The following is a 22,734-nucleotide window of genomic DNA, read 5'->3' as shown; positions in this document are numbered from 1 at the left end:
CCATGGCGCGCAGGCGCAAAGGTAGGGCGGTTAACGGTATCTTGCTGCTTGACAAAGCAGTAGGGGTGTCAAGTAATCAGGCAATGCAACGTGTACGCAGTATTTATCGCGCACAGAAAGCGGGGCACGGCGGTACGCTTGACCCATTTGCTGAAGGATTACTGCCGATACTACTGGGCGAAGCGACCAAATTTGGTCGCTTTCTGCTTGATGCAGATAAAAGCTATGAAGTAACACTGGCTTTTGGTAGTGAAACTGATACGGATGATCTCACTGGTGAAGTTATCCGCGAAGCTTATATCCCACAGCAAAACGAAATAGACTGGCCAAATATACTGCAGCGTTTTCACGGCAAACAATTACAAACGCCTCCCATTTATTCTGCATTGAAAATTGCAGGGCAAAGAGCCTACGATTTAGCGCGCAAGGGTGAGTTGCCAGAAATGACGCCAAGAGAAATCACCGTCAATAGCATTGATTTGCTTGAGCATAATCAAAATATGGCGACTTTACGCGTTTCTTGCAGTAAGGGAACATATATTCGTGCATTGGTACGCGACATCGGCCGTGAGCTTAATAGTGCTGCGCATGCAGTTAAATTACGTCGCTGCGGTGTTGGATCACTGATCGGAAATTTTCACGATATACGTGAGTTATCTTCATTACGAGAACAGGAAGATTACGCCGCACTGGATCAGCTGCTATTGCCACTTGATGACTGCGTACGTACGTTACCTAAAGCCAATATTCCAGATGAAAAATTGCGCTTTTTCCGCCATGGTAATGACGTTGAAATATCAAGCAGTTATCCAGACGATGAATATGCCTTTTACCATCAGAATAACTTGCTTGGTGTCGGCAAAATTGTTGCAGGGCGTGCATACCCCGAACGCTTATGTGCTTTAACGGAACAATGCTAAATGAGCAAACAAAAATATAAAAAATCAGACTTTACTTACGACTTGCCTGACGAACTGATCGCCCGTTATCCATTAGCGCAGCGTAGCGCCAGTCGTTTATTGCATGTCCATCCAATCTCAGCGCACAGTGCAGACCTACATGACCACCAAGTAACTGATTTTATTTCTTTACTCAACGACAACGACTTGTTGGTATTCAATAATACCCGAGTTTTGCCTGCTCGCCTTCACGGCTGCAAAGCAAGTGGCGGCAAAGTCGAGATCCTCATTGAGCGGGTCAAATCAGCTCATGAAGTGCGCGCCTATATTCGTGCCTCGAAATCACCGAAATCTGATAGCCAACTCAATATCGATGGCTACCAAGTGACGGTAACAGGGCGAGATGATGCATTATTTACTTTATATAGCACGACGCCGTGGCACGACTTACTTAGTAAAACTGGCGAAATGCCAATCCCACCTTACCTTGATCGTGATGCTGAAAAACTTGATGATGAGCGCTACCAAACGGTCTATAACGCTGTTCCCGGAGCTGTTGCTGCACCGACAGCAGGCCTACACTTTGATCAGGCAATGCTCGATGCCATTGATGCGCGAGGTATTGCAACGACTCAAGTCACTTTGCACGTTGGAGCAGGAACATTCCAGCCAGTTCGCCATGAAAATTTGGACGAACACATCATGCACGAGGAGTGGTTACAAGTCAGTGAAGAGACAGTTAAAGCTGTAAACGACTGCAAGAAAAAAGGGGGGCGAGTCATTGCCATTGGCACAACCAGCTTACGTGCTTTAGAAAGCGCAGCCCAAAGTGGTTTATTACAACCATTCGTCGGTGATACAAACTTGTTTATTACGCCAGGCGATCAATTTTACTGCGTCGATGCATTATTCACCAATTTTCATTTGCCTGAATCCACCTTATTGATGCTAGTAAGCGCTTTTGCTGGAGTTGATAATATTCGCGATACATACCTGTATGCAATCAAGCAAAAATACCGCTTTTACAGCTATGGCGATGCAATGTTTATTGATCGCATCGCACCACATTAATTATTGCAATTAGTTAACATCCACATACACTTGCTGTGTTAACCTAAATCGAATTATTTAACTAATAGAGGATTATAGAAGTGAAAAAATCTGTTTTATTGGCAAGCGCAATTGCATTTGGTCTGACTGGCTGCGTTGGTTCACAAAACCAAAATGCCGCAATTGGTACAGCACTTGGCGCAGTGGCTGGTGGCGTATTAGGGCATCAGGTTAATGACGACAATGGCCGCTATGTTGGTGCCGCAGTAGGTGCTTTGGCTGGTGGCTTGGTTGGTAATTACATGGATCAGCAGCAAAACCAGTTACAGCAACAAATGCAAGGCACTGGCGTTGATGTCAACCGTGTTGACCAAGGCACTTTGCAGCTCAATATACCTGATTCCGTACTGTTTGCTACCAACCAAAGCCAGCTAAACCAGCAGGCGTACAATACGCTTAGCCAAATTGCACAAACACTCCAGCAATATCCAAACACCATTGTGCATGTGTATGGCTTCACAGATGGTAGTGGTACTGATCAATACAACCTGCAGTTGTCACAACAACGTGCACAAAATGCAGCACAGTATTTAATACAGCGTGGTGTTAATCCACAGCGTTTGGTCGTTCAGGGCTATGGCGAACGCTTTGCTACCAGCCAAAACAACCCAAGTGATCGCCGTGTAGAAATCTTTATCCGTGCGGTAGATGAGCGCAACCCTCAAGCTGCATATACGCCAGTTTATTAAAATTAGCCCGTATATCGCATCAAAAGAGCTGCACATGCAGCTCTTTTTGTATTCTTGTAAATTTATAGAGGAGAAAAACTATCTGAACTGAAGCCTAATCCAGCATAAATTTAACATAATATATATTCTACGAAGAAATACAAGCTATACTCACAGCGTGTGACATCATATACAACTGACTTTTAAACATATATCAAAAAAATAGATTTTATGCTTAATAATAAACAATTTGTTATGATACTTTTCCACTACTTGATGGACACACATTAATTGATGCGTCATCTGGTTCGCTCGAGGTCTTTATCCTTAGAAGTGATATTCAAACCACGGTATTTAATTTAAGAGGAGTGGCCATGCTGTCTTTTTTACGCAAGTTTTTCCGCCCTGCACCACAACCTATCGTTGAGCGCGTGCCGATCGCTGGCTTGCAATACTATCGAGCAAATGATCTCGTCCAGTTTATGGATCGTGGTGATACTTTGGATTTGGTACAAGAACCCGGTAATCCACATGATCCTAATGCGATCATGGTTGAGTGGCGGCACAATAAAATTGGCTACATCCCGAGTGAAGAGGCTAAAAATGTGCGCAAGCTGCTTAAAAGACACAAATGCATTTGTGCCAAAATTACCGAGATTGACCCCGCCGCCAACGAAAGACGCTGGGTAAAGCTCAATATTTATCCTTGTTCCGCAGCCAATTTTAAAGAAAATATCTAACATTCATCATGGGTTACAAACAGTCTGGGTTCGTGCCCAACAAAAAATAAGATGTGAAACAAAACAGAAACATTTCACACCTAGACTGCTCCGTGAACGCTTACATACACGGAGTAAATCCATGAAGAAAATCATCCTGAGCGCTGCTGTTGCAGCCATGACTGTTTCTACAGGTGCTTATGCACAAGCCAGCCGTGACTACATCAGCATCGTTGGTTCATCAACTGTTTATCCTTTTGCGACTTTGGTCGCAGAACGCTTCGGCAGAACCAGCGGCTTTAAGACCCCTAAAATCGAATCAACTGGTTCAGGCGGTGGCTTGAAGCTGTTCTGTGCTGGCCTTGGCCCAAGCAATCCAGACATCACCAACGCTTCTCGTGCAATTAAAGATAGTGAAGTTGAAACTTGTAAGGCTAATGGCATTGAAGGCATTACCGAAGTCAAAATCGGTTATGACGGCATCGTTATCGCCAACAGCAAGCAAGCTGATCAATTTGATCTTAGTGAGCAAGAAATTTTCCTCGCGCTCGCCAAAAAAGTACCAAATCCTGATGGCAGCGAAACGCTGGTAGACAATCCATACAAGACTTGGGCTGATGTGAATAGCGACCTGCCTAACCAGAACATCGAAGTGCTTGGCCCTCCTCCAACTTCAGGTACGCGTGATGCTTTCGCTGAGCTGGCGATGGAAGGTGGTTGTAATACCTTCGAATTCATCAAAGCGATGGATAAAGAGCAGCACAAAGCAGTTTGCCACGGTCTGCGTGAAGATGGCGCTTACATCGAAGCTGGCGAGAACGACAACCTGATTGTTAACAAGCTGGTCGCTAACCCTGCTGCCCTTGGCATCTTCGGTTACAGCTTCCTTGAAGAGAATACCGATAAGGTACAAGGCAGCAAAATCGATGGTGTTGCCCCAACTTTTGAAGCAATTGCTGATGGTGAATATCCATTGTCACGTCCGCTGTTCTTCTACGTCAAGAATGACCACATCGGCGTTATTCCTGGCTTGAAAGAATACGTCAGTGCATTCGTATCAGAAGATGCGAGTGGCGCGAATGGCTACCTCAAGCAAAACGGCCTTGTTCCTTTGAGTGGGGATGAGCTCGAAGCAGTTCGCAGCGAAGTTGAAGCACTTTAATTTCCCTGCCTTTGCTGAACAAAAGCGCCGTTTCGATGGCGCTTTTGTCATAAATATGGGTGGCTATTTATACTTAAAGCAACCGCTAAATAGCGCCCTATCCTCCACTTTGATTTGGAAGTCATCATGAATCTATCCAATCTTCAGCTGCTAGGCATCGCTGCACTGATCGGTGCGATCAGTTACTGGGTCGCACGCAGTCGCGCAGTGGGCTATCGCCGCGATCACAACATTCATTCAATGCCGCAATATCACGGCAGTTACGCTTTTCTTTGGGTATTTGCACCTGTCGCATTGTTCTTGCTGGTTTATCTACCAGTCAGCAACGTCATGCTCAGCAATAAGTTAAATGCGCTCATGCTCAATGCGGGCATTGAAAATGCAGGTATGCAGGCACTCGCTGCCAATGCCGTCGGTAACTACCTTTCTGGTGCCACTTCGAGCATCAGCAACAAATTCATGCCCATAGCAGAAGGCTATCAAAGTATTGAGGCCGAGCTGGGCCTTTACCGCACGATCATCGCGATTATCTTGATGGCTGGCGGTGCGTTTTATGCACTTAAACGCAGCACAGCTGATTTTCGTGCACGTAACCAAGTTGAGAAATTTGTACGTTGGCTGATGATTGCTTGCGCAGGTATTGCTGTACTGACTACTTTCGGCATCATCCTTTCGGTTTTGTTCGAGTCTATCCGCTTTTTCGGCAAAGTCTCACCAATGGACTTCTTTTTCAACACCCATTGGAACCCGCAAACCGCACTGCGCGAAGGTCAAGTCGGCGGTTCTGGTTCGTTCGGCGTGATCCCGCTGCTCACCGGCACCCTGCTTATCTCACTGATTGCACTGCTGGTCGCCGTGCCTATTGGGCTATTTTCAGCCATTTATCTCTCTGAATACGCATCCAGCAAGATCCGTGGCTGGGCAAAACCCATGCTGGAAATTCTCGCCGGTATCCCAACGGTTGTTTACGGCTTCTTTGCCGCTTTGACTGTCGCACCGCTGGTTCGTTCACTAGGGCAATCAGTCGGGCTTGATGTTGCTTCTGAAAGTGCGCTTGCAGCGGGGCTCGTCATGGGGATCATGATTATTCCATTTATTTCTTCGCTTTCTGACGACGTTATCAACGCCGTACCGCAAAGCCTGCGTGAAGGCTCTTATGGCTTGGGTGCAACCAAATCCGAAACCATTAAGCGCGTGCTGCTGCCTGCTGCATTGCCCGGCATCGTCAGTGCGGTGATTCTTGCGGCCTCTCGCGCGATTGGTGAAACCATGATCGTGGTCATGGCTGCGGGACTCTCAGCCAACCTCACCTTCAACCCGTTCGAAGCGGTCACCACAGTTACCGTACAGATCGTGACCCTGCTCACCGGCGATCAGGAGTTTGACTCAGCGAAAACGCTTTCAGCCTTTGCGCTTGGTTTAACGCTGTTTGTCATTACTTTCCTGCTCAACGTCTTCGCGCTGCATATCGTGAAGAAATACCGCGAACAATACGAATAAAGGTGCATCATGTCTGACGCCAAACGACTCAAAAAACGCCACGTTGCCGAAAAGCGCTTCCGTGCTTACGGCATCATCTCTCTGCTACTTGCGCTGTGTTTCCTTGTCGGCTTTGTGTATTCGATTGTCTCGGATGCCGTTCCGGCATTTACCCAAACGGAGATCAAGCTCGACATTGATTTTGATCCCGAGCTGATCACCATGGATCCGGAAGCCGACGAAGAGCAGCGTGCTGCACAATTGCGCATGATGAACTACAACGCTTTAATCGGTAATGCTTTGGAGAAAATTTTTCCGGTCAGCGAACAGGATGCATATAGCCTGACCAATGATCTGGTCAGTAGCTCTGCACAGTACCGCTTGATGAATATGCTGCTCAGCGATCCGGAATTGATTGGCACCACCCAAGAAGTTTGGTTGCCAGCCAGTGGTGATCTCGATACCGCATTTCAGGGCTACGTCAACGAAGAGCTAGACGAATCCAACCGCTCGGTAAAAAATAACGTCTTGCAAATGATGGTCACGCTACGCGGAGAAGACCGCTTGCGCACTGGCTTTAACAAGACCATGTTTACCAACGGTGACTCACGCAGCCCACAAGATGCCGGTATCAAAGGCGCAATCATCGGCTCTTTCTATACTCTGCTGGTAACACTGGTACTCTCCTTCCCAATCGCGGTACTTGCAGCGGTCTATCTTGAAGAATTTGCGCCGAAAAACCACTTCACCGACTTCCTTGAGGCCAACATTAACAACCTTGCCGCAGTACCTTCGATCGTATTTGGTTTGCTTGGTCTTGCCGTATTCATTGGGTTTTTCGGCATGCCACGCTCAACGCCACTGGTCGGTGGTATCGTGCTCGCACTGATGACGCTGCCAACGATCATCATCTCATCACGTGCGGCGCTGAAATCTGTTCCCCCATCGATCCGCAGTGCAGCGCTGGGATTAGGCGCTTCGAAAATGCAGGTTATTTTCCATCACGTGCTGCCACTTGCCCTTCCCGGCATGCTGACCGGTACCATTATCGGCATGGCGCAAGCACTGGGTGAAACCGCACCACTATTGATGATTGGTATGGTCGCCTTTATTGCCGACCCCGCCAATGGCATCCTTGATCCTGCAACGGTTATGCCCGTACAGATCTTCATTTGGTCTGACCTGCCGGATCGTGCATTCGTTGCACGCACCTCATTTGCGATCATCATCCTGCTCGGGTTCCTGATGGTCATGAATGCCCTCGCCGTGCTTCTGCGCAAGAAATTTGAACGCAAGTGGTAAATAATATGCTCCTTGATAACGCATCACAGACTACACAGGAAAACGCCATCATGAATGCCGTAGAAAAAAACGCACCACAGAATTTTGACTTTAACAGCATCGAAACCATCGGCACGCCGTTTGTCGATAACCCCAAGATTACCGCCCGCAATGTCGACGTGCATTACGGCGATAAGCAAGCCATTTTCGACGTCAGCCTCGATGTCGCAAATAACGAAGTACTGGCGATGATCGGTCCGTCAGGTTGTGGTAAATCGACCTTTTTACGCTGCTTAAACCGCATGAATGACACCATTGATATTTGTCGCGTGACCGGTGAAATCAAAATCGACAACGAAGATATTTACGACCGTCGCCTCGACGTCGTTAACCTGCGCCGTAACGTGGGTATGGTTTTCCAAAAGCCAAACCCGTTCCCGAAAACTATCTACGAAAACATTGCCTACGGACCGCGTATTCACGGCATGTCGCGCTCTAAAGCCGATATGGACGAAATCGTCGAAACCTCACTGCGTAAAGCTGGCATCTGGGACGAAGTCAAAGACCGCCTCGATAAACCAGGTACCGGGCTTTCCGGCGGTCAGCAGCAGCGCTTGTGTATTGCCCGTGCGATCGCAGTCAAGCCTTCAGTGATTCTGATGGACGAACCTTGCTCAGCACTTGATCCGATTGCGACCGGTAAAATTGAAGAACTGATTGACGAACTGCGCGCTAACTACAGCATTGCCATCGTGACCCACTCTATGCAGCAGGCGGCTCGTGTATCACAGCGCACTGCCTACTTCCACCTTGGCAAATTGGTTGAAATCGGTGAGACTGATCAGATCTTCACCAACCCGGCACACAAACTGACCGAAGACTACATCACTGGACGCTTTGGCTAAAAAGGACATACCCATGAATAAGCACCTCAGCAAACGCTTCGACGAAGCCCTACTCAATCTGCAAAATATGACCGCAGAAATGGGCAAGCTCACTGAGCAACAATTCACCATCATGCATGATTTTCTGCGCAACAATGCACAGCGCAGCGAACTTGAAAAAATTGAAGCATTGGATGAAAAGGTCAACCAGTACCACCTCAATATCAACCAAGAGTGCGTACGCCTAACCGCGACACGCGCTCCGGTTGCCGTTGATTTGCGCTATCTCAGCGCCACTGACCGCATCGCAACCGACTTTGAGCGCATCGGTGATGAACTGACCAAAATTGCCCGCTTTTTACTCAGCGAGGACGTCGATACCGACAGTAAACTCTGGCAAGAATTGCGCCCAACAGCCCGCCTTGCACACAGTATGCTCAGCCGCATCATCAACGTTATTGCGCGTATTGATATTGATGAAGCGATCAAGCTTCTGCACGATGACCGCGAACTTGACGCCAACTATGCCAGCGTGACGCGCCAGCTCATCACCTATATGATGGAAGATCCACGCTATATCAGCCAGGCAGTGAACGTATTGTTTGCGGCTAAAGCGCTAGAGCGCGTCGGTGATCACAGCATGAATATCGCAGAAGCCATTATTTTTTATGATAAAGGCCATGATATTCGCCACAAAACACCAGATGAAGTCAGCAAACTATTGAACTACTGATCCTTCATAAGTGCCGGATCGCCACAAGCATTAGCCGTGGCAACATCCGGCACAATTTGCGCAAGACATTTTCTAACCTTTGCGTTAAAATCCCATTTTTCCCCAAATTCAGTATATGCGCTTTATCAATTTGAGTTTGATCTGCGCTGCAGCGTTACTAAGCAACTTTGCAGCCGCCGACACCCAACGGGCTTACTATACCCGAATGACGACTGCCCCCTTATTTCACAAAATAGATGCCACAGTCAGCCCGGAGCGCATCTCTTTGACGCAAGACTCTCAACGCAATGATCTGGTCGAATTTGCCAAGACGCTAATCGGCACACCATATAAATATGGCGGCACAAACCGCAACGGATTTGATTGCTCTGGATTGGTTCGCTTTGTCTTTGCCAAACTTGGTCATCAATTGCCACGCATTAGCCGCGATCAGTACCAAGCACTAACGCCGATTGAGAACCCTGAAATTGGTGATTTGGTCTTTTTTGGCCGTGGTGGCCGCGTCACCCACGTTGGCATTTATGTCGGTGAGGATAAAATGCTACACGCACCCTCCACGGGCAAAACAGTCGCCATCGATTCTTTTACCAGTGGTTATTGGGGCAAGCGCTATATGGGCGCGCGCAGCGTCATAGAAGCAAGCGATGTTCAAATAGCAAAGATTTCTACCCAAAAAGCAAAAAATATCCAGTAGTAAATTTTCACCAACAAAAAAGGCGAGAAATGTCTCGCCTTTTTTGTTATTTGCAACTGGATAAAGAGCACGCTTTAGCTCTGGCGCAGCAACATCAAAATCCGCCGAATACCGGACTCAAGTTCTTCAATCAAGCTCTCAACCTGCTCACCTTTTGAACGGCGATAAATCACCACAAAGCTGTAGTGATTGCGCAGCGCTGTGTAGTTGATGCCGTATCCATCTTTGCATGTCGGGGCAAAGGCGATGTGGCCAATATGGTCATGCGTGCCGAGAGAGGTTGTGGAAAAAACATCCTCGCCAAGCTGGCGATAGCCGGCATCTTTGAATATGGCCGCATCAACTTCTGCTTCTTTGGCCTGAGTCGCCAAGCCGAGCAAATGGCGATGGACGCCTTCACCACGCTTGCAAGCCTTAATCCGGTTTTTATGCTCAGCCACAAAGTCATCAAATTGCCGCTTTGTTGCGACGCCATCATATAGCGCTTTAATCAAGGCAACAGATTCGCGTGATACCGGGCGCAAACACTCCGTACGCCCATTGGCAAAGTGGCGCATATCCACTGCTTCATAGGTGTTGTGTATTTTGCCAAATGTCGCGTACTGCGCGTATTGCAGTAAAATCTGGCAAAGAGCATCTTTGCTGTAACCCGCAAGTAGCTGCTGATCCGCTTCACTGATAATGATTTCACTGTGACGAATACGCAGCGTTTCAGCACGACGAACATATTCGGCAAGATGCTCTTTAAGCAGCAAACGGGTTTGTTCACCGATACGCCACTCCAGCGCCGTCATGCCTAGATCAGCTGGTAATTGGTTCTTGCGTGAGCAATCTTGCTCATCATAGTGCGCCTGAGCACAAGCAATAATATCAGCAATGGTGCCAGCATCTGTCCATGTATGTTCAAAATGTACGTAATAGCGGTCATCATTCAAATAACATACGTAATTTAAAGGCTTATAAGCCCAAATGTCGCTACCATCGTTGAACAGCGTCTCAGTTAATGCCGCGTCCCCATCCTGATGATGGGTTTCATCAAGGCTGAGGACGAATAACGCCCCTTCAATACACTGCCAGGCATTGCTATTGTCACCTCTGCAAATCAACTGTGCACGGATTTCGCAAGCGTGCTCCGCTGGCAAAATTGACGGTGCTGTAAAGGCAATCTCGGCTTCCTGCTCATGGGCATTCAGAATAATATGAATCACGTGATCAAGCTGAGCCGGGCTGGCAATACCACCTTTTTCATCAAGAACGTTGACTCGCCAAGCATAACCCTTGCACAGAACAACGATATACCCTATCCCGGTTGTATCTTCATTAAAGACGAATTTGTCTATGCCCTGATTTGGGCGACGAGAAGCACCTAAAAGAATCTTTTGCTGCTCACGGCACAGCGCCTGACCGCGCTGTTCATGTGTATCAATGGGTTTGCCGTTACGGTAGTCAGCGTGTACTTGGACCAATGCATTGACAAAATGTGCAACACGCTTAAGGCCGGTCTGGGTCGCAGACCATTCAATGCGCATTGCAACATTGGTTGAAAGCGGCAAGCTGTCACGATTGGCAAGATTTGCTTCACGCCATGTCTCGATTAACCATGAATCAGGGGCTTTGTCTGCAGCAAAACGCTCTAACCGCGCTTGCAAATCTTGGCCTTCACCTGCGTGAAAAGCTTCCGCAGCTTTCTGGCTGTTTTGCAGGGTTTTATCATCGACGATTGGGCTGAGCCAATCAACAAAACGCTTTAGCGTACTTTCCAGCGGTGGTACGGGTAATTGTGACATTATAGATTATCCTCTTTCAAATCACTTATGCTCTCGATGTTGCGGTAGCCCTTAGGCAAAAAATGCCCTTTATGGCCACGAGCTGCGAGATATTGCGTATAGTCTTTACGCTTGATGTACATTTTTTGGCGGCCACTGTGCAGTGCTACTTCACCATCACAGCCAAGGTAGGTCAGTGAATGCAAGCGCACACCATCTTTAAATGCTTTCGAACTGATGCCAATTAGCTGGTTTCCTTTGCCTTTGCTCAGGGCTGGCAATTCACCGGCAACAATGATCAAAGCCCGGCCTTCGTTACTGGTCAGCAAAATATGCCCGTCTTCCTCAATCGGACCATAAATACCCAGAGCTTTTGCTTCTTTGCCGGTATTAAGGATAGCTTTGCCAGTCTTGGTTTTAGACAGCAAATCTTCCCCTTTGATCCTGAAGCCATAGCCATTGTCCGCAGCGACGAGATACATCGCTTCAGGCTCAACGGCAATTGCATCAATGATTTTTTGGTTTGCGTTGAGGCTTAAGCTACCCGACAGTGGCTCACCATAGCTGCGCGCCGAAGGTAAGCCATGCATTGCCAAGGTATAGCAGCGCCCATCATCAGCCAAAAGACATGCTGATTGATTTGAGCGCCCCGCTGCTTGGGTCAAAAATGCGTCACCTGTTTTGTAATTCAAAGCTGCGCCGTCGATATTGTGCCCTTTAGCAGCACGAACCCAGCCCATTTCAGAGAGAACCAGCGTCACAGCTTCACTCGGCATCAGCTCACTTTCATCAAGCGCCGCGGATGCTTCACGCTCAACGAGCATGGTACGACGTGCATCCCCATAAGATTCGCTATCTTCTTTGAGTTCTTTGCCAAGCAATTGATGTAATTTTTTTCGGCTACCGAGCAAGGCGTTGAGCTGATCGCGTTCTGTAGCAAGAGCATGCTGCTCATCGCGAATTTTCATTTCCTCAAGGCGAGCCAAATGGCGCAAGCGTGTGTTAAGGATCGCTTCGGCCTGAATTTCGCTGAGCCCGAAGGTGCTGATCAGGACTGCTTTTGGCTCGTCTTCTTCACGAATAATGCGGATGACTTCATCGATATTGAGATAAGCCAACAGTAAAGCATCAAGAATATGCAGGCGATCATTGACTTGACCAAGGCGGAATTCCAAGCGACTGCGCAAAGTCGCTTCACGGTAATGCAACCATTCGTCGAGAATGTGGCGCAGCGGCTTCACTTGTGGTTTGCCATCTAGCCCAATCATGTTGAACTGCACGCGATAATTCTTTTCCAAATCTGTGGTTGCGAATAAATGCTGCATCAAGCGATCCGCATCAACGCGATTCGAACGTGGAATCAAAACCAAGCGAATCGGGTTCTCATAATCAGATTCATCACGCAAATCTTCCAGCCATGCCAGCTTCTTCGCCTGCATTTGCTTGGCAATCTGCTCTTGCACTTTACTACCTGATACTTGATACGGCAGCTGATCAATGACGATATTGCCGTCTTCATGGTGGTACTTAGCGCGCAGCTTGAGTGAGCCATTGCCACTGCGATACATATCTGCAATTTCGCTGCGCGGCGTAATCAGCTCACCACCGGTAGGGAAATCCGGCGCCGGTATATGCCTGAGCAAGCTTTCTTCGTCTATTTCAGGGTTTTCAAGTAAAGCCAAACACGCTGCAACGACTTCACGCAAGTTATGCGGCGGAATATCTGTCGACATTCCCACTGCAATACCACTCGCACCATTGAGTAAAATATTAGGCAATCGTGCTGGTAAATGCGCTGGTTCGCGCATCGTACCGTCAAAGTTTGCAACCCATTCAACCGTGCCTTGGCTGACTTCACTGAGCAAGCTCTTTGCATAAGGCGTCAGTCGTGATTCGGTGTATCGCATCGCAGCAAATGATTTCGGGTCATCCATGCTACCCCAGTTGCCCTGCCCGTCGATCAACGGATAACGGTAACTGAATGATTGTGCCATGAGTACCATGGCTTCATAGCACGCGCTATCACCATGTGGATGGTATTTACCGAGAACGTCACCCACCGTACGAGACGACTTTTTGTGTTTGGATTGAGCTGACAAACCCAATTCGGACATCGCATAAACGATGCGCCGCTGAACTGGCTTAAGCCCATCAGCAATATGCGGCAATGCACGATCCAAAATAACGTACATTGCGTAGTCGAGATATGCCTTTTCGGTAAAGGCGGCAAGCGTTTGCTGTTCTTCCATCGTCTTCATTCACTGACCTCCGCTTCTTCGGCGGCAAGCGTCATATCATCGGCAATATCGCCCTTCAGTTCCAACCAGTGACGGCGATCGCCACTGCGTTTTTTCGCCAGCAACATATCCATGATCTCATGTAACCCAGCATCTTCAGTGAGCTGTACAAGACGGCGAGTATCTGGGTTCATGGTCGTTTCACGCAGTTGTGGCGGGTTCATTTCACCCAGCCCCTTAAAGCGCGTCACTTCGATATTGCCTTTATAACCATCACGACGAATCTGCTTAATCAGCGCATCCCGCTCACTCGCATCAAGAGCGTATTCAATACGTTTGCCGGCATCGAGGCGATAAAGCGGCGGCATGGCAACGTACAAATGGCCAGCACGCACCAATGCCGGGAAATGACGCACCATCAATGCGCAAATCAGCGTCGCTATGTGCAATCCATCCGAGTCAGCATCAGCCAGTATACAAATCTTTCCGTAGCGCAAGCCGCTCAAATCTTCATTGCCGGGGTCAATACCAATAGCGACAGCAATGTCGTGAACTTCTTGCGAAGCCATCAGCTGGTCGGGATCAACTTCCCAAGTATTGAGGATCTTACCGCGTAACGGCATGATCGCCTGAAAATTACGATCACGTGCCTGCTTCGCCGAACCACCAGCCGAGTCCCCTTCAACGAGGAAAAGCTCACCACTGCGAGGGTCTTGATTGACGCAATCGGCAAGCTTACCCGGCAATGCCGGACCACCAGTAATGCGCTTACGGGCGATATTTTTACCTGCACGCTGGCGCTTTTGCGCATTATTGATCGCCAGCGTAGCAATCGCTTCCCCTATCTCACTTTGCTGGTTTAAATAAAGACCAAATTTATCTTTAACCACACTGCTGATCCAGCCTGCACAATGGCGCGAAGTCAGGCGTTCTTTGGTTTGGCTGGCAAATTGTGGTTCGGGTATTTTGACCGATAAGACGTACTGACAGCCTTGCCAAACATCTTCCGGCGTGAGTTTGACACCACGTGGTAATAATTGGCGGAATTCACAAAATTCACGAATGGCTTCAACCAACCCGGCACGCAAACCATTGACGTGCGTACCACCCAGACTGGTCGGAATCAGGTTCGCATAGCTCTCTTCAATGCCATTGACGCCGGATGATTCAGCAAGCCAAGTCAAGGCAACGTCAATAGTCCCATCGTCGTCAACATGACTGAGGGTAAATGGTTCTTCCGGTAGTGTCTCAAGCCCATCAAGCTGGGTTGTCAGGTAATCATACAATCCATCTTCGTAGCACCACTGTGTGGTTTCATCGCTTTGCTCATCGTAAAAACTGATATGCAAGCCTGAGCACAGTACAGCTTTGGCTTTGAGCGCATGGATCAAGCGGGGGACAGAAAAGTTGGCGCTGTCAAAATACTGCGCATCCGGCCAAAAATGAATACTGGTACCATGCCGGCGTTTACCGATGGATTCAATCTGCTGCAATGGCTCAGTCACATCGCCATTTTCGCAAACCAGACGATACAAGCCGCCACTACGCTCAATTTCGACTTCCAAACGCTTGGAAAGCGCATTCACCACAGATACACCGACACCATGCAAGCCGCCACTGAATTGGTAGTTCTTGCCGGAGAACTTGCCGCCAGCATGCAAGCGGGTGAGGATCAATTCAACACCACTGACGTTCTCTTCCGGGTGAATATCGACCGGCATACCACGCCCATCATCCTGAACTTTAACCGAACCATCTTTATACAGCGTCACATTGATATTCTTTGCATGTCCTGCCAGCGCTTCATCGACACTGTTATCAATCACTTCCAGCGCTAGATGGTTTGGCCGCGTGGTATCGGTGTACATACCGGGACGCCGCTTAACCGGATCCAGTCCTTTAAGTAGCTCGATATCGGCTGCCTGATATTGTTTGGTCATTGTGCGTGTAACAACCTCATATTCCTTACGTAATAGATCTGAGTTGCTTATTTAAGCAAGCCAAAATCCCACAATGCGGGCGCACTATAGCTTAAGAAAAAGCAAAACCCAAATGGAAAAAAACTGAATTAAAACATCACGAACGTTTTTTCCGCTGCTCCGCCAAGCGCGCTTTGAGCATTTCATGCTCCACACTTTCATCACTGCGAACTTTGAAAAACTCACCGGCCGCTTGCAACTCGGGCGGCAACTGGCGTGTAGATTGATTACGCAGACGCACGCGGAAATCATTACTTGAATTCACATTTGCTTCTGCCTCTTCGAAATCAATCAATCCTTGTTCGTAGAGATTGAAAATACACTCATCAAAAGTGAAAACGCCATCATCAGGATTCGCGCGCTTCATCGCATCAGGAATTTTGCTCAACTCTCCATCGTGAATTAACTGCTGGATAAACGGCGTATTCATCATCATTTCCATTGCTGCTATACGCCCACTACCATCTGATTTTCGAATTAACCGCTGAACAACAATACAGCGTAACTGCCCCGCAAGTTCTTTTTGTAGTTGTATGCGTTGATCTCGCGAAAAGAAGTTTATGATTCGGTCTATCGCCTGTACTGCATTGGTCGCATGCAATGTTGCGAGACATAAATGCCCGGTCTCAGCAAAATGCAAGGCATACTCCATAGTTTCCGTATCACGGATCTCACCAATCAAGACAACATTAGGCGCCTGACGTAGTGAGTTTTTTAATGCTGCTCCATAGGAAGCAGTATCAATCCCAACCTCACGCTGAATAACCACCGATTTCTTACTGGTGTACATAAACTCAATCGGGTCTTCAACAGTAATAATATGATCAGCAGCTTCTTGATTACGCAAGTCAATCATCGCTGCAAGTGTGGTAGATTTACCATTGCCAGTTGCACCCGCAACAATGACCAAACCACGACGCACCATCGCTAGCTTCTCAAGGTGTTCACTACCAGGCAAGTTTAGGCTTTCAAGTGAAGGAATGGCACTAGGCACCAAGCGCATAACAATACCCGGCTTATTACGCTGCATATAAGCATTAACACGCAGAATCGTCATATCTGAAACTTCAATCATCGCGTTCATTTCATGAGTATCGATGAACTCTTGATATGCTTCAGGTCGTACAATTGCTTTCAACAAATTAAAGACGTCATCTATTTCTAACCAAACTTTTTTTAGGTAGTGTAGCTCACCATCACGTTTTATCGCAGCATGATTATCAGAGTTAATAAAAATATCCGATGCATTATGTTGCTTGGCAAGCTTGACAATTTGCTCAAACAAAGGCGTTAATTTTTCTTGATCAATAGCCATATATCCCCCTATTTAGAATGCATTTCTGTCATGAGCTTTACTACGTGCCAGCTCAATATCAACTAACCCTTGTGCAACAACATCCTTCAATCCCTGATCCAGAGTCTGCATACCGTATTGCTTACCGGTCTGAATCATTGAATAGATCTGTGCCACTTTATCCTCACGAATCAAGTTTTTGACTGCTGAAGTACCAACCAAAATCTCATGCACAGCAACTCGTCCACCTTCGCGCTTTTTAAGCAACGTCTGCGCTACAACGGCACGTAGGGACTCGGACAGCATTGAACGCACCAGCTGCTTTTCTTCTCCGGGGAATACGTCGATAATACGGTCAATAGTCTTCGCAGCAGAGCTGGTGTGCAACGTACCAAATACCAAGTGACCAGTTTCAGCAGCAGTCAGCGCAAGCCGGATCGTTTCGAGGTCTCGTAATTCGCCAACAAGAATAATATCGGGATCTTCACGTAAAGCTGCACGTAATGCATTACTGAAGCTCTGCGTATCACGATGTACTTCACGCTGATTGATCAAGCACTTTTTACTTTCATGAACAAATTCAATTGGGTCTTCAATGGTAAGAATATGCTCGTGCTTGGTCTCATTAATGTGATTAAGCATTGCCGCCAGCGTCGTTGATTTCCCCGAACCGGTTGGCCCGGTTACTAAAACCAAGCCCCGTGGTACATCAATAATATCGACAAACTTCTCTGGTGCTTTTAATTCCTCAAGTGATAAAACCTTGCTTGGAATCGTACGAAAGACTACCGAAATACCACGATTTTGATTAAACACATTGACACGGAAACGGGCAATACCCCTAATTTCGGTCGAAAAGTCCGCTTCCCAGTGTTCTTCAAAGGATTTAACTTGTGCATCATTCATAATGCCATAAATCATTTGCCGCAGTTCTTGCGCTTCAAGCGGGGGAGCATTAAGCCGCCTGACGTCACCATCGATCCGTACTACAGGTGGCATACCAGCACTTAAGTGCAAATCTGATGCGCCTTGTTTATGGGTAAAGTGCAGCAAATCATCCAATGAAGCTGTCTTTGACATTTTGTGTCCCTCTCAAATAGAACCAAACCGTAACAAACGACTATCTTAGCTTGAAATCAGCAGACTGACCAAAGTTTCATTCCATGATAAAATTCGCGACTCAATAAATTGCCGTAGAGGCTTATTAAAATGAATTTACCCACAATAGGTTTCATTGGCTGTGGCCACATGGCTCAAGCCATTATTTCTGGCCTGCTCGCAGATGAAAACAACACCTTCCCTGCAACTAATATCTTAGCTACCTGCCAAAGCCAAGCCAGCGCTAATCGTGCCAGCGAACTCTGCGGCATAGAATGCAGGGCGGATAATCAATGGCTGATCCAGCAAGCTGACATCATTATCCTCGCTGTCAAGCCCCAGCAAATTCGTACAGTATTGGAAGAAATAACCAGCTATGATCTCAATGAAAAAATCATCGTGACACTGGCAGCCGCAATCAATTCCACCTCCTACCGCAAGTTCATCGGTGATGATCTACCATTGATCCGTGCCATGCCCAATGTTGGTGCTGAAGTAAATGCTTCACTAACCGGTATATACACCGATCAGGATTTATCAGATGAAGATGCTGGCCTGATTGAAGCAATCTTCTCTACTGTGGGCGAAATCGCTTGGCTTGATGATGAAGTACAAATTGATGGCATAACAGCGATTACCGGTAGTGGTATCGCCTACTTCTTCCGTTTTATGCAGGCAATGGCTAAAGCTGGTGAGCAATACGGCTTTGAGCGAGATGAAGTGTACGACTTAGTGACCTTGACTGCGATGGGCGCTGCTACTTTGGCACTGGAAAATGATGCAGAAAAACCTGATTTTGCAGACCTATGCCGAAGTGTTGCAGTTGAAGGGGGTACCACCGCACAAGCTCTCGCCGTGTTTGAGCAAGCTGAGCTAGATCGCGTAGTCACTCAGGCAATGGATGCTGTTGTGAACAAATCCACCGACCTCAGACAATCGCTAACCAAAGATTGGTGATCCATGATTATATTTATTATTAAATTACTGATTGCGGTATTTATTGTTCGCTTTCACGTCAATGCCTACCGCCTTGGCTACAATCCTGTAGTCGATAAGCTTAACCAGTTGACCGATCCCGTCGTCCTCCCCTTTAAACGCTTAATGCCCAGCAAGCGCTACGACTATGCAGCTTTGGTCCCTGCAGTGATTATCGCCGTACTGGCTGCATTTGTGCTGTTCCGAAATATTTCAATTGCTTTGCTGTTTGGCATCAACATACTTTTCATCACCACTTGGCTACAAGTAATTTTCTATACCATGTTGATCGTTGTGATCGGTTCATGGCTCCAAACTGATCCGCGTCAACCAGTCATGCAAGTTGCGCTGTCTTGCTCGGATTGGCTGCTTGCGCCAATTCGTCGCATCATTCCATCACTTGGTGGGCTCGACTTTTCACCAATCATTGCCTTGTTTGCGATCCAATTCGCGCAAAGTGGGATGTATAAGCTAACTTTTTCTCTGATTGGCTCTGCACTGGTTGGTCATCCATGAAATACCCCCAGCAATATCAAGTTATCGTTGTTGGTGGCGGCCATGCAGGTGTCGAAGCAGCCTGCGCTGCTGCGCGCATGGGTGCACGCACGCTACTACTGACCCACAATATTGAAACAATTGGCCAAATGAGCTGTAATCCAGCAATCGGCGGTATAGGTAAAGGACATCTGGTCAAAGAAGTCGATGCTCTTGGTGGTCTGATGGCTAAAGCTGCTGATTTATCTGGCATTCAGTGGCGCATTCTCAATAGCCGCAAAGGTCCGGCTGTACGTGCAACTCGGGCTCAGGCTGACCGTATTCTTTACAAAGCGGCTATCCGCAATATGGTCGAACACCAAGCCAATCTCGATGTTTTCCAGTCGCCGGTTACAGACGTCATTCTTGATGGCGAGCAGGTCTGCGGCGTCAAAACACAGCATCAAATTGATTTTTACGCTGATACTGTGGTGCTCACAGCCGGTACTTTTCTCGGTGGCAAGATCCATGTTGGCCTGAACAATTTTGCAGGTGGTCGCGCTGGTGATCCTCCATCAAATGAGCTGTCTGCACGTCTGCGTGACTTACCGTTTGATGTTAATCGCCTGAAAACCGGTACGCCTCCTCGTATTGATGCACGCTCAGTTGACTATAGTGTGCTTGCCGAACAGCCCGGCGATGAACCGATGCCAGTATTTTCATTCCTTGGTAACGTCAGCCAGCACCCACGGCAAATATCGTGCTATATCACGCACACCAATGAAAAAGCGCACGACGTCATCCGTAAATACCTCGACCAATCGCCCATGTACACTGGTGTTATTGATGCCAGTGGGCCACGCTACTGCCCTTCGATTGAAGACAAAGTCATGCGCTTTACCGATAAAAGCAGCCATCAGGTCTTCATCGAGCCAGAAAGCCTAACCACGAACGAGCTCTACCCTAATGGCGTTTCAACCAGCTTGCCTTTCGCAGCACAAATTGAATACATTCAGGCGATGAAGGGGCTGGAAAAGGCCTTTATTACTCGCCCTGGTTACGCAATCGAATACGATTTCTTTAATCCACAAGGCTTATATCACCACCTCGAAACCAAGACCATCCGCAACCTCTTCTTTGCTGGTCAGATCAATGGCACCACAGGCTATGAAGAAGCTGCGGCACAAGGGCTTCTGGCTGGTATCAACGCCGCACTGCGCGTCCAGCAACGAGACCCTTGGTATCCACAACGTGAGCAAGCCTATATCGGCGTCTTGGTCGATGACCTCGTTACTCAAGGAACATCAGAGCCCTACCGCATGTTTACCTCGCGTGCCGAATATCGCCTGCTGTTACGCGAAGACAATGCCGATGCACGCCTAACCGCAATTGGTCATGAGCTTGGCGTTGTCGGAGAAGAGCACTACCGCGCATTCAGCGAGAAAATGGAGGCCATTGAGCGTGAGCAAGGCCGCCTTGCACAAACTTTGGTTCGCCCAACACAGCTACCAGAACTCAAGCAGCCTGTTCATGCCATTGAACTGCTCAAGCGACCTGAAATTGATTATGCGACGCTAGCCGCATTGCCTGAATTCGACGCCCCTGAACTCGACCCAGCCGTCATTGAGCAAATTGATATTCATGCAAAATATGCTGGATACATTGCCAGACAACAAGACGACGTCGCAAAAATGCGTGGTCAACGCGAGCAAGCACTTCCTACACCGTTTGACTACTTGGCTGTGCGCGGGCTTTCTTCCGAAGTTGCAGAGAAGCTACAGCGGATTCAGCCAATAAGTATGGATCAGGCTGCTCGTATTCCGGGGGTCACACCTGCGGCTTTATCGTTATTGCATATTTACCTGAAAAAACACCATATCAACACACGAGAATCAATTTCATGAAACTATTTGGCAAAAAACCCCGTCTTGAGTGGAAATTGATCACTTCAAAAGGTGGTCCCAAGAAGCCTTTTTTTCGTACTCCCGTTCCTGGCGGATGGTTGATCAGTTCAGCCGAGGGAGAAAGCCTCACTTTCCTTCCCGACAGCGAACACAGATGGAATGGCGACTCACTACCCTTCATTGAAGATTAACCAATAGGTTATTGGATCAAATGGCCTCGCCATGCGAGGCCATTTTTTTATGGCAAAGCACCTTAATGGCACATACTGCATTAGCCAGAATAGAGCATTGGTTACTCAAAATCTGGCCACAGAATAATACCCAAACAACCCCAAAATACATTCGATACAAAAAGCCCATTGAGTATTTTCATAACTACTCAATGGGCTTTAGAAGTTTTGGCGCAATAAACACGCCACACTAATATTAAGGGTTACTCTTTAGTGATGGTTACTTTTTCACGAATACGTTCAATTTCATCTTGTGGCGGCAAAGAAATCCCTACAGCCATAATATTGGCGACGCTGTACGCAGTCGCTGTGCGTGCAATTTCTTCCAAAGGACGATTCAGCAGCAAGCCACGAACTGTCCCGGCAACCATGGCATCACCAGCGCCAACCGTACTAGCCACTTTGACTTTTGGCGGCTGTGCATGAATAACAGTATCTTCGGTTACAAACCATGCCCCTTTTTCTCCAGCCGATACCACTGCGAGTTTAACTCCACGAGCGATAAACTCTCTTGCCTGTTCAACGATATCTTCAGCGGTCTCAATCGAGCGACCAGTCAAGCCTTCCAGCTCATGAATATTAGGTTTGATGACATGCGGCAACACATCAGCATTCATCATTGCTTTTAATGCACGATCACTGGTATCTATCACCAAATAACGGCACTTATCACGATATTTCGCAGCCATACGCGCATAAAAGTCTTTTTCAATACCCGGTGGCAACGATCCACCAAAAACAAGAACCGTATTCTCGTCAACTTCACGATCAAGATAATCAAGCTGCTGCTGCAACAATTCAGTACTGACGTTTTGACCAGGCATATTGATGTCGGTTGTTTCGCCATTGCTGTTATCAACGATTTTTATGTTACGGCGAGTATCACCCGGGTAACGAATGAAATCATCAACGATGTCATGCGCTTCAAAAGCACGAGTAAATGGTGCATCATTGTGTGCCCCCATCCACCCGGTAACACGGCTATGAATTCCAGCCTCTGCGAGATTTAACGCAACGGTCAGCCCTTTACCACCTGGTGTAACGAACATATCTTCCCCGCGGTTAACGCGCCCACGCTCCCAGTCTGAAACGTGCATAGTCAGGTCAATGGCCGGATTAGGAGTCACGGTTATTACTTTTTCCATTTT

General features: G+C 47.7%; 19 protein-coding genes. 13 read left to right on the top strand and 6 right to left on the bottom strand.

Features of this window, described 5'->3' with window-relative positions; genetic code table 11:
* The first annotated feature begins 2 nt into the window (after positions 1–2).
* The 10 genes from truB to KRX19_03770 all read left to right on the top strand — a co-directional run bounded on the left by truB (position 3) and on the right by KRX19_03770 (position 9,629).
* Positions 3–920: a tRNA pseudouridine(55) synthase TruB gene (gene truB, locus KRX19_03815; GenBank protein MBV7434146.1), complete on the top strand. Its 918-nt coding sequence runs from the start codon at positions 3–5 to the stop codon at positions 918–920.
* Positions 921–1,970, top strand: a complete 1,050-nt coding sequence (queA, locus tag KRX19_03810) for a tRNA preQ1(34) S-adenosylmethionine ribosyltransferase-isomerase QueA (protein MBV7434145.1) — start codon at positions 921–923, stop codon at positions 1,968–1,970.
* A gap of 80 nt (positions 1,971–2,050) precedes the next feature.
* On the top strand, positions 2,051–2,698 hold the full coding sequence (locus KRX19_03805) for an OmpA family protein (protein ID MBV7434144.1): 648 nt from the start codon (positions 2,051–2,053) through the stop codon (positions 2,696–2,698).
* Between the two features lie 353 nt (positions 2,699–3,051).
* Positions 3,052–3,417 (top strand): HIRAN domain-containing protein, encoded by a 366-nt coding sequence (locus KRX19_03800; GenBank protein ID MBV7434143.1) that lies wholly within the window; start codon positions 3,052–3,054, stop codon positions 3,415–3,417.
* 121 nt (positions 3,418–3,538) lie between these two features.
* Entirely contained in the window at positions 3,539–4,558 is a 1,020-nt protein-coding gene (locus tag KRX19_03795; GenBank protein MBV7434142.1) for a substrate-binding domain-containing protein, read from the top strand.
* 126 nt (positions 4,559–4,684) lie between these two features.
* The gene (gene pstC, locus KRX19_03790) at positions 4,685–6,058 is read left to right on the top strand and encodes a phosphate ABC transporter permease subunit PstC (protein ID MBV7434141.1); all 1,374 of its coding nucleotides are present in this window, start codon (positions 4,685–4,687) and stop codon (positions 6,056–6,058) included.
* 9 nt (positions 6,059–6,067) lie between these two features.
* Positions 6,068–7,339, top strand: a complete 1,272-nt coding sequence (gene pstA / locus KRX19_03785) for a phosphate ABC transporter permease PstA (GenBank protein MBV7434140.1) — start codon at positions 6,068–6,070, stop codon at positions 7,337–7,339.
* Between the two features lie 50 nt (positions 7,340–7,389).
* Positions 7,390–8,223 (top strand): phosphate ABC transporter ATP-binding protein PstB, encoded by an 834-nt coding sequence (pstB, locus tag KRX19_03780; GenBank protein ID MBV7434139.1) that lies wholly within the window; start codon positions 7,390–7,392, stop codon positions 8,221–8,223.
* 13 nt (positions 8,224–8,236) lie between these two features.
* Positions 8,237–8,935 (top strand): phosphate signaling complex protein PhoU, encoded by a 699-nt coding sequence (gene phoU / locus KRX19_03775; protein MBV7434138.1) that lies wholly within the window; start codon positions 8,237–8,239, stop codon positions 8,933–8,935.
* A gap of 265 nt (positions 8,936–9,200) precedes the next feature.
* A complete protein-coding gene (locus tag KRX19_03770) occupies positions 9,201–9,629 on the top strand; it encodes a C40 family peptidase (GenBank protein MBV7434137.1) in 429 nt (142 codons plus the stop codon).
* Positions 9,630–9,703: 74 nt separating this feature from the next.
* On the opposite strand, the gene KRX19_03765 is transcribed toward KRX19_03770, so the two are convergent.
* The 5 genes from KRX19_03765 to KRX19_03745 form a co-directional block, all read right to left on the bottom strand.
* Entirely contained in the window at positions 9,704–11,416 is a 1,713-nt protein-coding gene (locus tag KRX19_03765) for a choline/carnitine O-acyltransferase (GenBank protein MBV7434136.1), read from the bottom strand.
* Complete coding sequence (gene parC / locus KRX19_03760; protein ID MBV7434135.1) at positions 11,416–13,653, bottom strand: DNA topoisomerase IV subunit A; 2,238 nt, start codon at positions 13,651–13,653, stop codon at positions 11,416–11,418. The genes KRX19_03765 and parC overlap by 1 nt, the downstream gene beginning before the upstream one ends.
* On the bottom strand, positions 13,650–15,572 hold the full coding sequence (parE, locus tag KRX19_03755; protein ID MBV7434134.1) for a DNA topoisomerase IV subunit B: 1,923 nt from the start codon (positions 15,570–15,572) through the stop codon (positions 13,650–13,652). The genes parC and parE overlap by 4 nt, the downstream gene beginning before the upstream one ends.
* A gap of 136 nt (positions 15,573–15,708) precedes the next feature.
* Positions 15,709–16,926 (bottom strand): PilT/PilU family type 4a pilus ATPase, encoded by a 1,218-nt coding sequence (locus KRX19_03750; GenBank protein ID MBV7434133.1) that lies wholly within the window; start codon positions 16,924–16,926, stop codon positions 15,709–15,711.
* Between the two features lie 12 nt (positions 16,927–16,938).
* On the bottom strand, positions 16,939–17,985 hold the full coding sequence (locus tag KRX19_03745) for a type IV pilus twitching motility protein PilT (protein ID MBV7434132.1): 1,047 nt from the start codon (positions 17,983–17,985) through the stop codon (positions 16,939–16,941).
* Between the two features lie 129 nt (positions 17,986–18,114).
* Here KRX19_03745 and proC point away from each other — a divergent pair, with 129 nt between their 5' ends.
* The 3 genes from proC to mnmG are packed head-to-tail and all read left to right on the top strand — an operon-like array spanning position 18,115 to position 21,356.
* Positions 18,115–18,960, top strand: a complete 846-nt coding sequence (gene proC, locus KRX19_03740) for a pyrroline-5-carboxylate reductase (GenBank protein ID MBV7434131.1) — start codon at positions 18,115–18,117, stop codon at positions 18,958–18,960.
* Positions 18,961–18,963: 3 nt separating this feature from the next.
* A complete protein-coding gene (locus KRX19_03735) occupies positions 18,964–19,494 on the top strand; it encodes a YggT family protein (protein MBV7434130.1) in 531 nt (176 codons plus the stop codon).
* The gene (mnmG, locus tag KRX19_03730) at positions 19,491–21,356 is read left to right on the top strand and encodes a tRNA uridine-5-carboxymethylaminomethyl(34) synthesis enzyme MnmG (protein MBV7434129.1); all 1,866 of its coding nucleotides are present in this window, start codon (positions 19,491–19,493) and stop codon (positions 21,354–21,356) included. Before KRX19_03735 ends, mnmG begins: the two co-directional genes overlap by 4 nt.
* A gap of 433 nt (positions 21,357–21,789) precedes the next feature.
* Here mnmG and pfkB read toward each other — a convergent pair whose 3' ends face one another.
* A complete protein-coding gene (pfkB, locus tag KRX19_03725; GenBank protein ID MBV7434128.1) occupies positions 21,790–22,731 on the bottom strand; it encodes a 1-phosphofructokinase in 942 nt (313 codons plus the stop codon).
* Positions 22,732–22,734: the final 3 nt, after the last annotated feature.

The organism is Cardiobacteriaceae bacterium TAE3-ERU3 (assembly GCA_019218315.1).
GTDB lineage: Bacteria > Pseudomonadota > Gammaproteobacteria > Cardiobacteriales > Cardiobacteriaceae > JAHUUI01.
Note: the sequence above shows the minus strand (reverse complement) of the source record. Positions and strands in the feature narration are given on the sequence as shown.

What these genes read in the sequence shown, in the direction of transcription:
- KRX19_03745 (MBV7434132.1), bottom strand. Translation starts at nt 17,985, where the DNA reads ATGTCAAAGACAGCTTCATTGGATGATTTGCTGCACTTTACCCATAAA.
- KRX19_03795 (MBV7434142.1), top strand. Translation starts at nt 3,539, where the DNA reads ATGAAGAAAATCATCCTGAGCGCTGCTGTTGCAGCCATGACTGTTTCT.
- pstA (MBV7434140.1), top strand. Translation starts at nt 6,068, where the DNA reads ATGTCTGACGCCAAACGACTCAAAAAACGCCACGTTGCCGAAAAGCGC.
- parC (MBV7434135.1), bottom strand. Translation starts at nt 13,653, where the DNA reads ATGAAGACGATGGAAGAACAGCAAACGCTTGCCGCCTTTACCGAAAAG.
- parE (MBV7434134.1), bottom strand. Translation starts at nt 15,572, where the DNA reads ATGACCAAACAATATCAGGCAGCCGATATCGAGCTACTTAAAGGACTG.
- pstB (MBV7434139.1), top strand. Translation starts at nt 7,390, where the DNA reads ATGAATGCCGTAGAAAAAAACGCACCACAGAATTTTGACTTTAACAGC.
- mnmG (MBV7434129.1), top strand. Translation starts at nt 19,491, where the DNA reads ATGAAATACCCCCAGCAATATCAAGTTATCGTTGTTGGTGGCGGCCAT.
- KRX19_03735 (MBV7434130.1), top strand. Translation starts at nt 18,964, where the DNA reads ATGATTATATTTATTATTAAATTACTGATTGCGGTATTTATTGTTCGC.
- truB (MBV7434146.1), top strand. Translation starts at nt 3, where the DNA reads ATGGCGCGCAGGCGCAAAGGTAGGGCGGTTAACGGTATCTTGCTGCTT.
- KRX19_03800 (MBV7434143.1), top strand. Translation starts at nt 3,052, where the DNA reads ATGCTGTCTTTTTTACGCAAGTTTTTCCGCCCTGCACCACAACCTATC.
- queA (MBV7434145.1), top strand. Translation starts at nt 921, where the DNA reads ATGAGCAAACAAAAATATAAAAAATCAGACTTTACTTACGACTTGCCT.
- pstC (MBV7434141.1), top strand. Translation starts at nt 4,685, where the DNA reads ATGAATCTATCCAATCTTCAGCTGCTAGGCATCGCTGCACTGATCGGT.
- pfkB (MBV7434128.1), bottom strand. Translation starts at nt 22,731, where the DNA reads ATGGAAAAAGTAATAACCGTGACTCCTAATCCGGCCATTGACCTGACT.
- phoU (MBV7434138.1), top strand. Translation starts at nt 8,237, where the DNA reads ATGAATAAGCACCTCAGCAAACGCTTCGACGAAGCCCTACTCAATCTG.
- proC (MBV7434131.1), top strand. Translation starts at nt 18,115, where the DNA reads ATGAATTTACCCACAATAGGTTTCATTGGCTGTGGCCACATGGCTCAA.
- KRX19_03750 (MBV7434133.1), bottom strand. Translation starts at nt 16,926, where the DNA reads ATGGCTATTGATCAAGAAAAATTAACGCCTTTGTTTGAGCAAATTGTC.
- KRX19_03765 (MBV7434136.1), bottom strand. Translation starts at nt 11,416, where the DNA reads ATGTCACAATTACCCGTACCACCGCTGGAAAGTACGCTAAAGCGTTTT.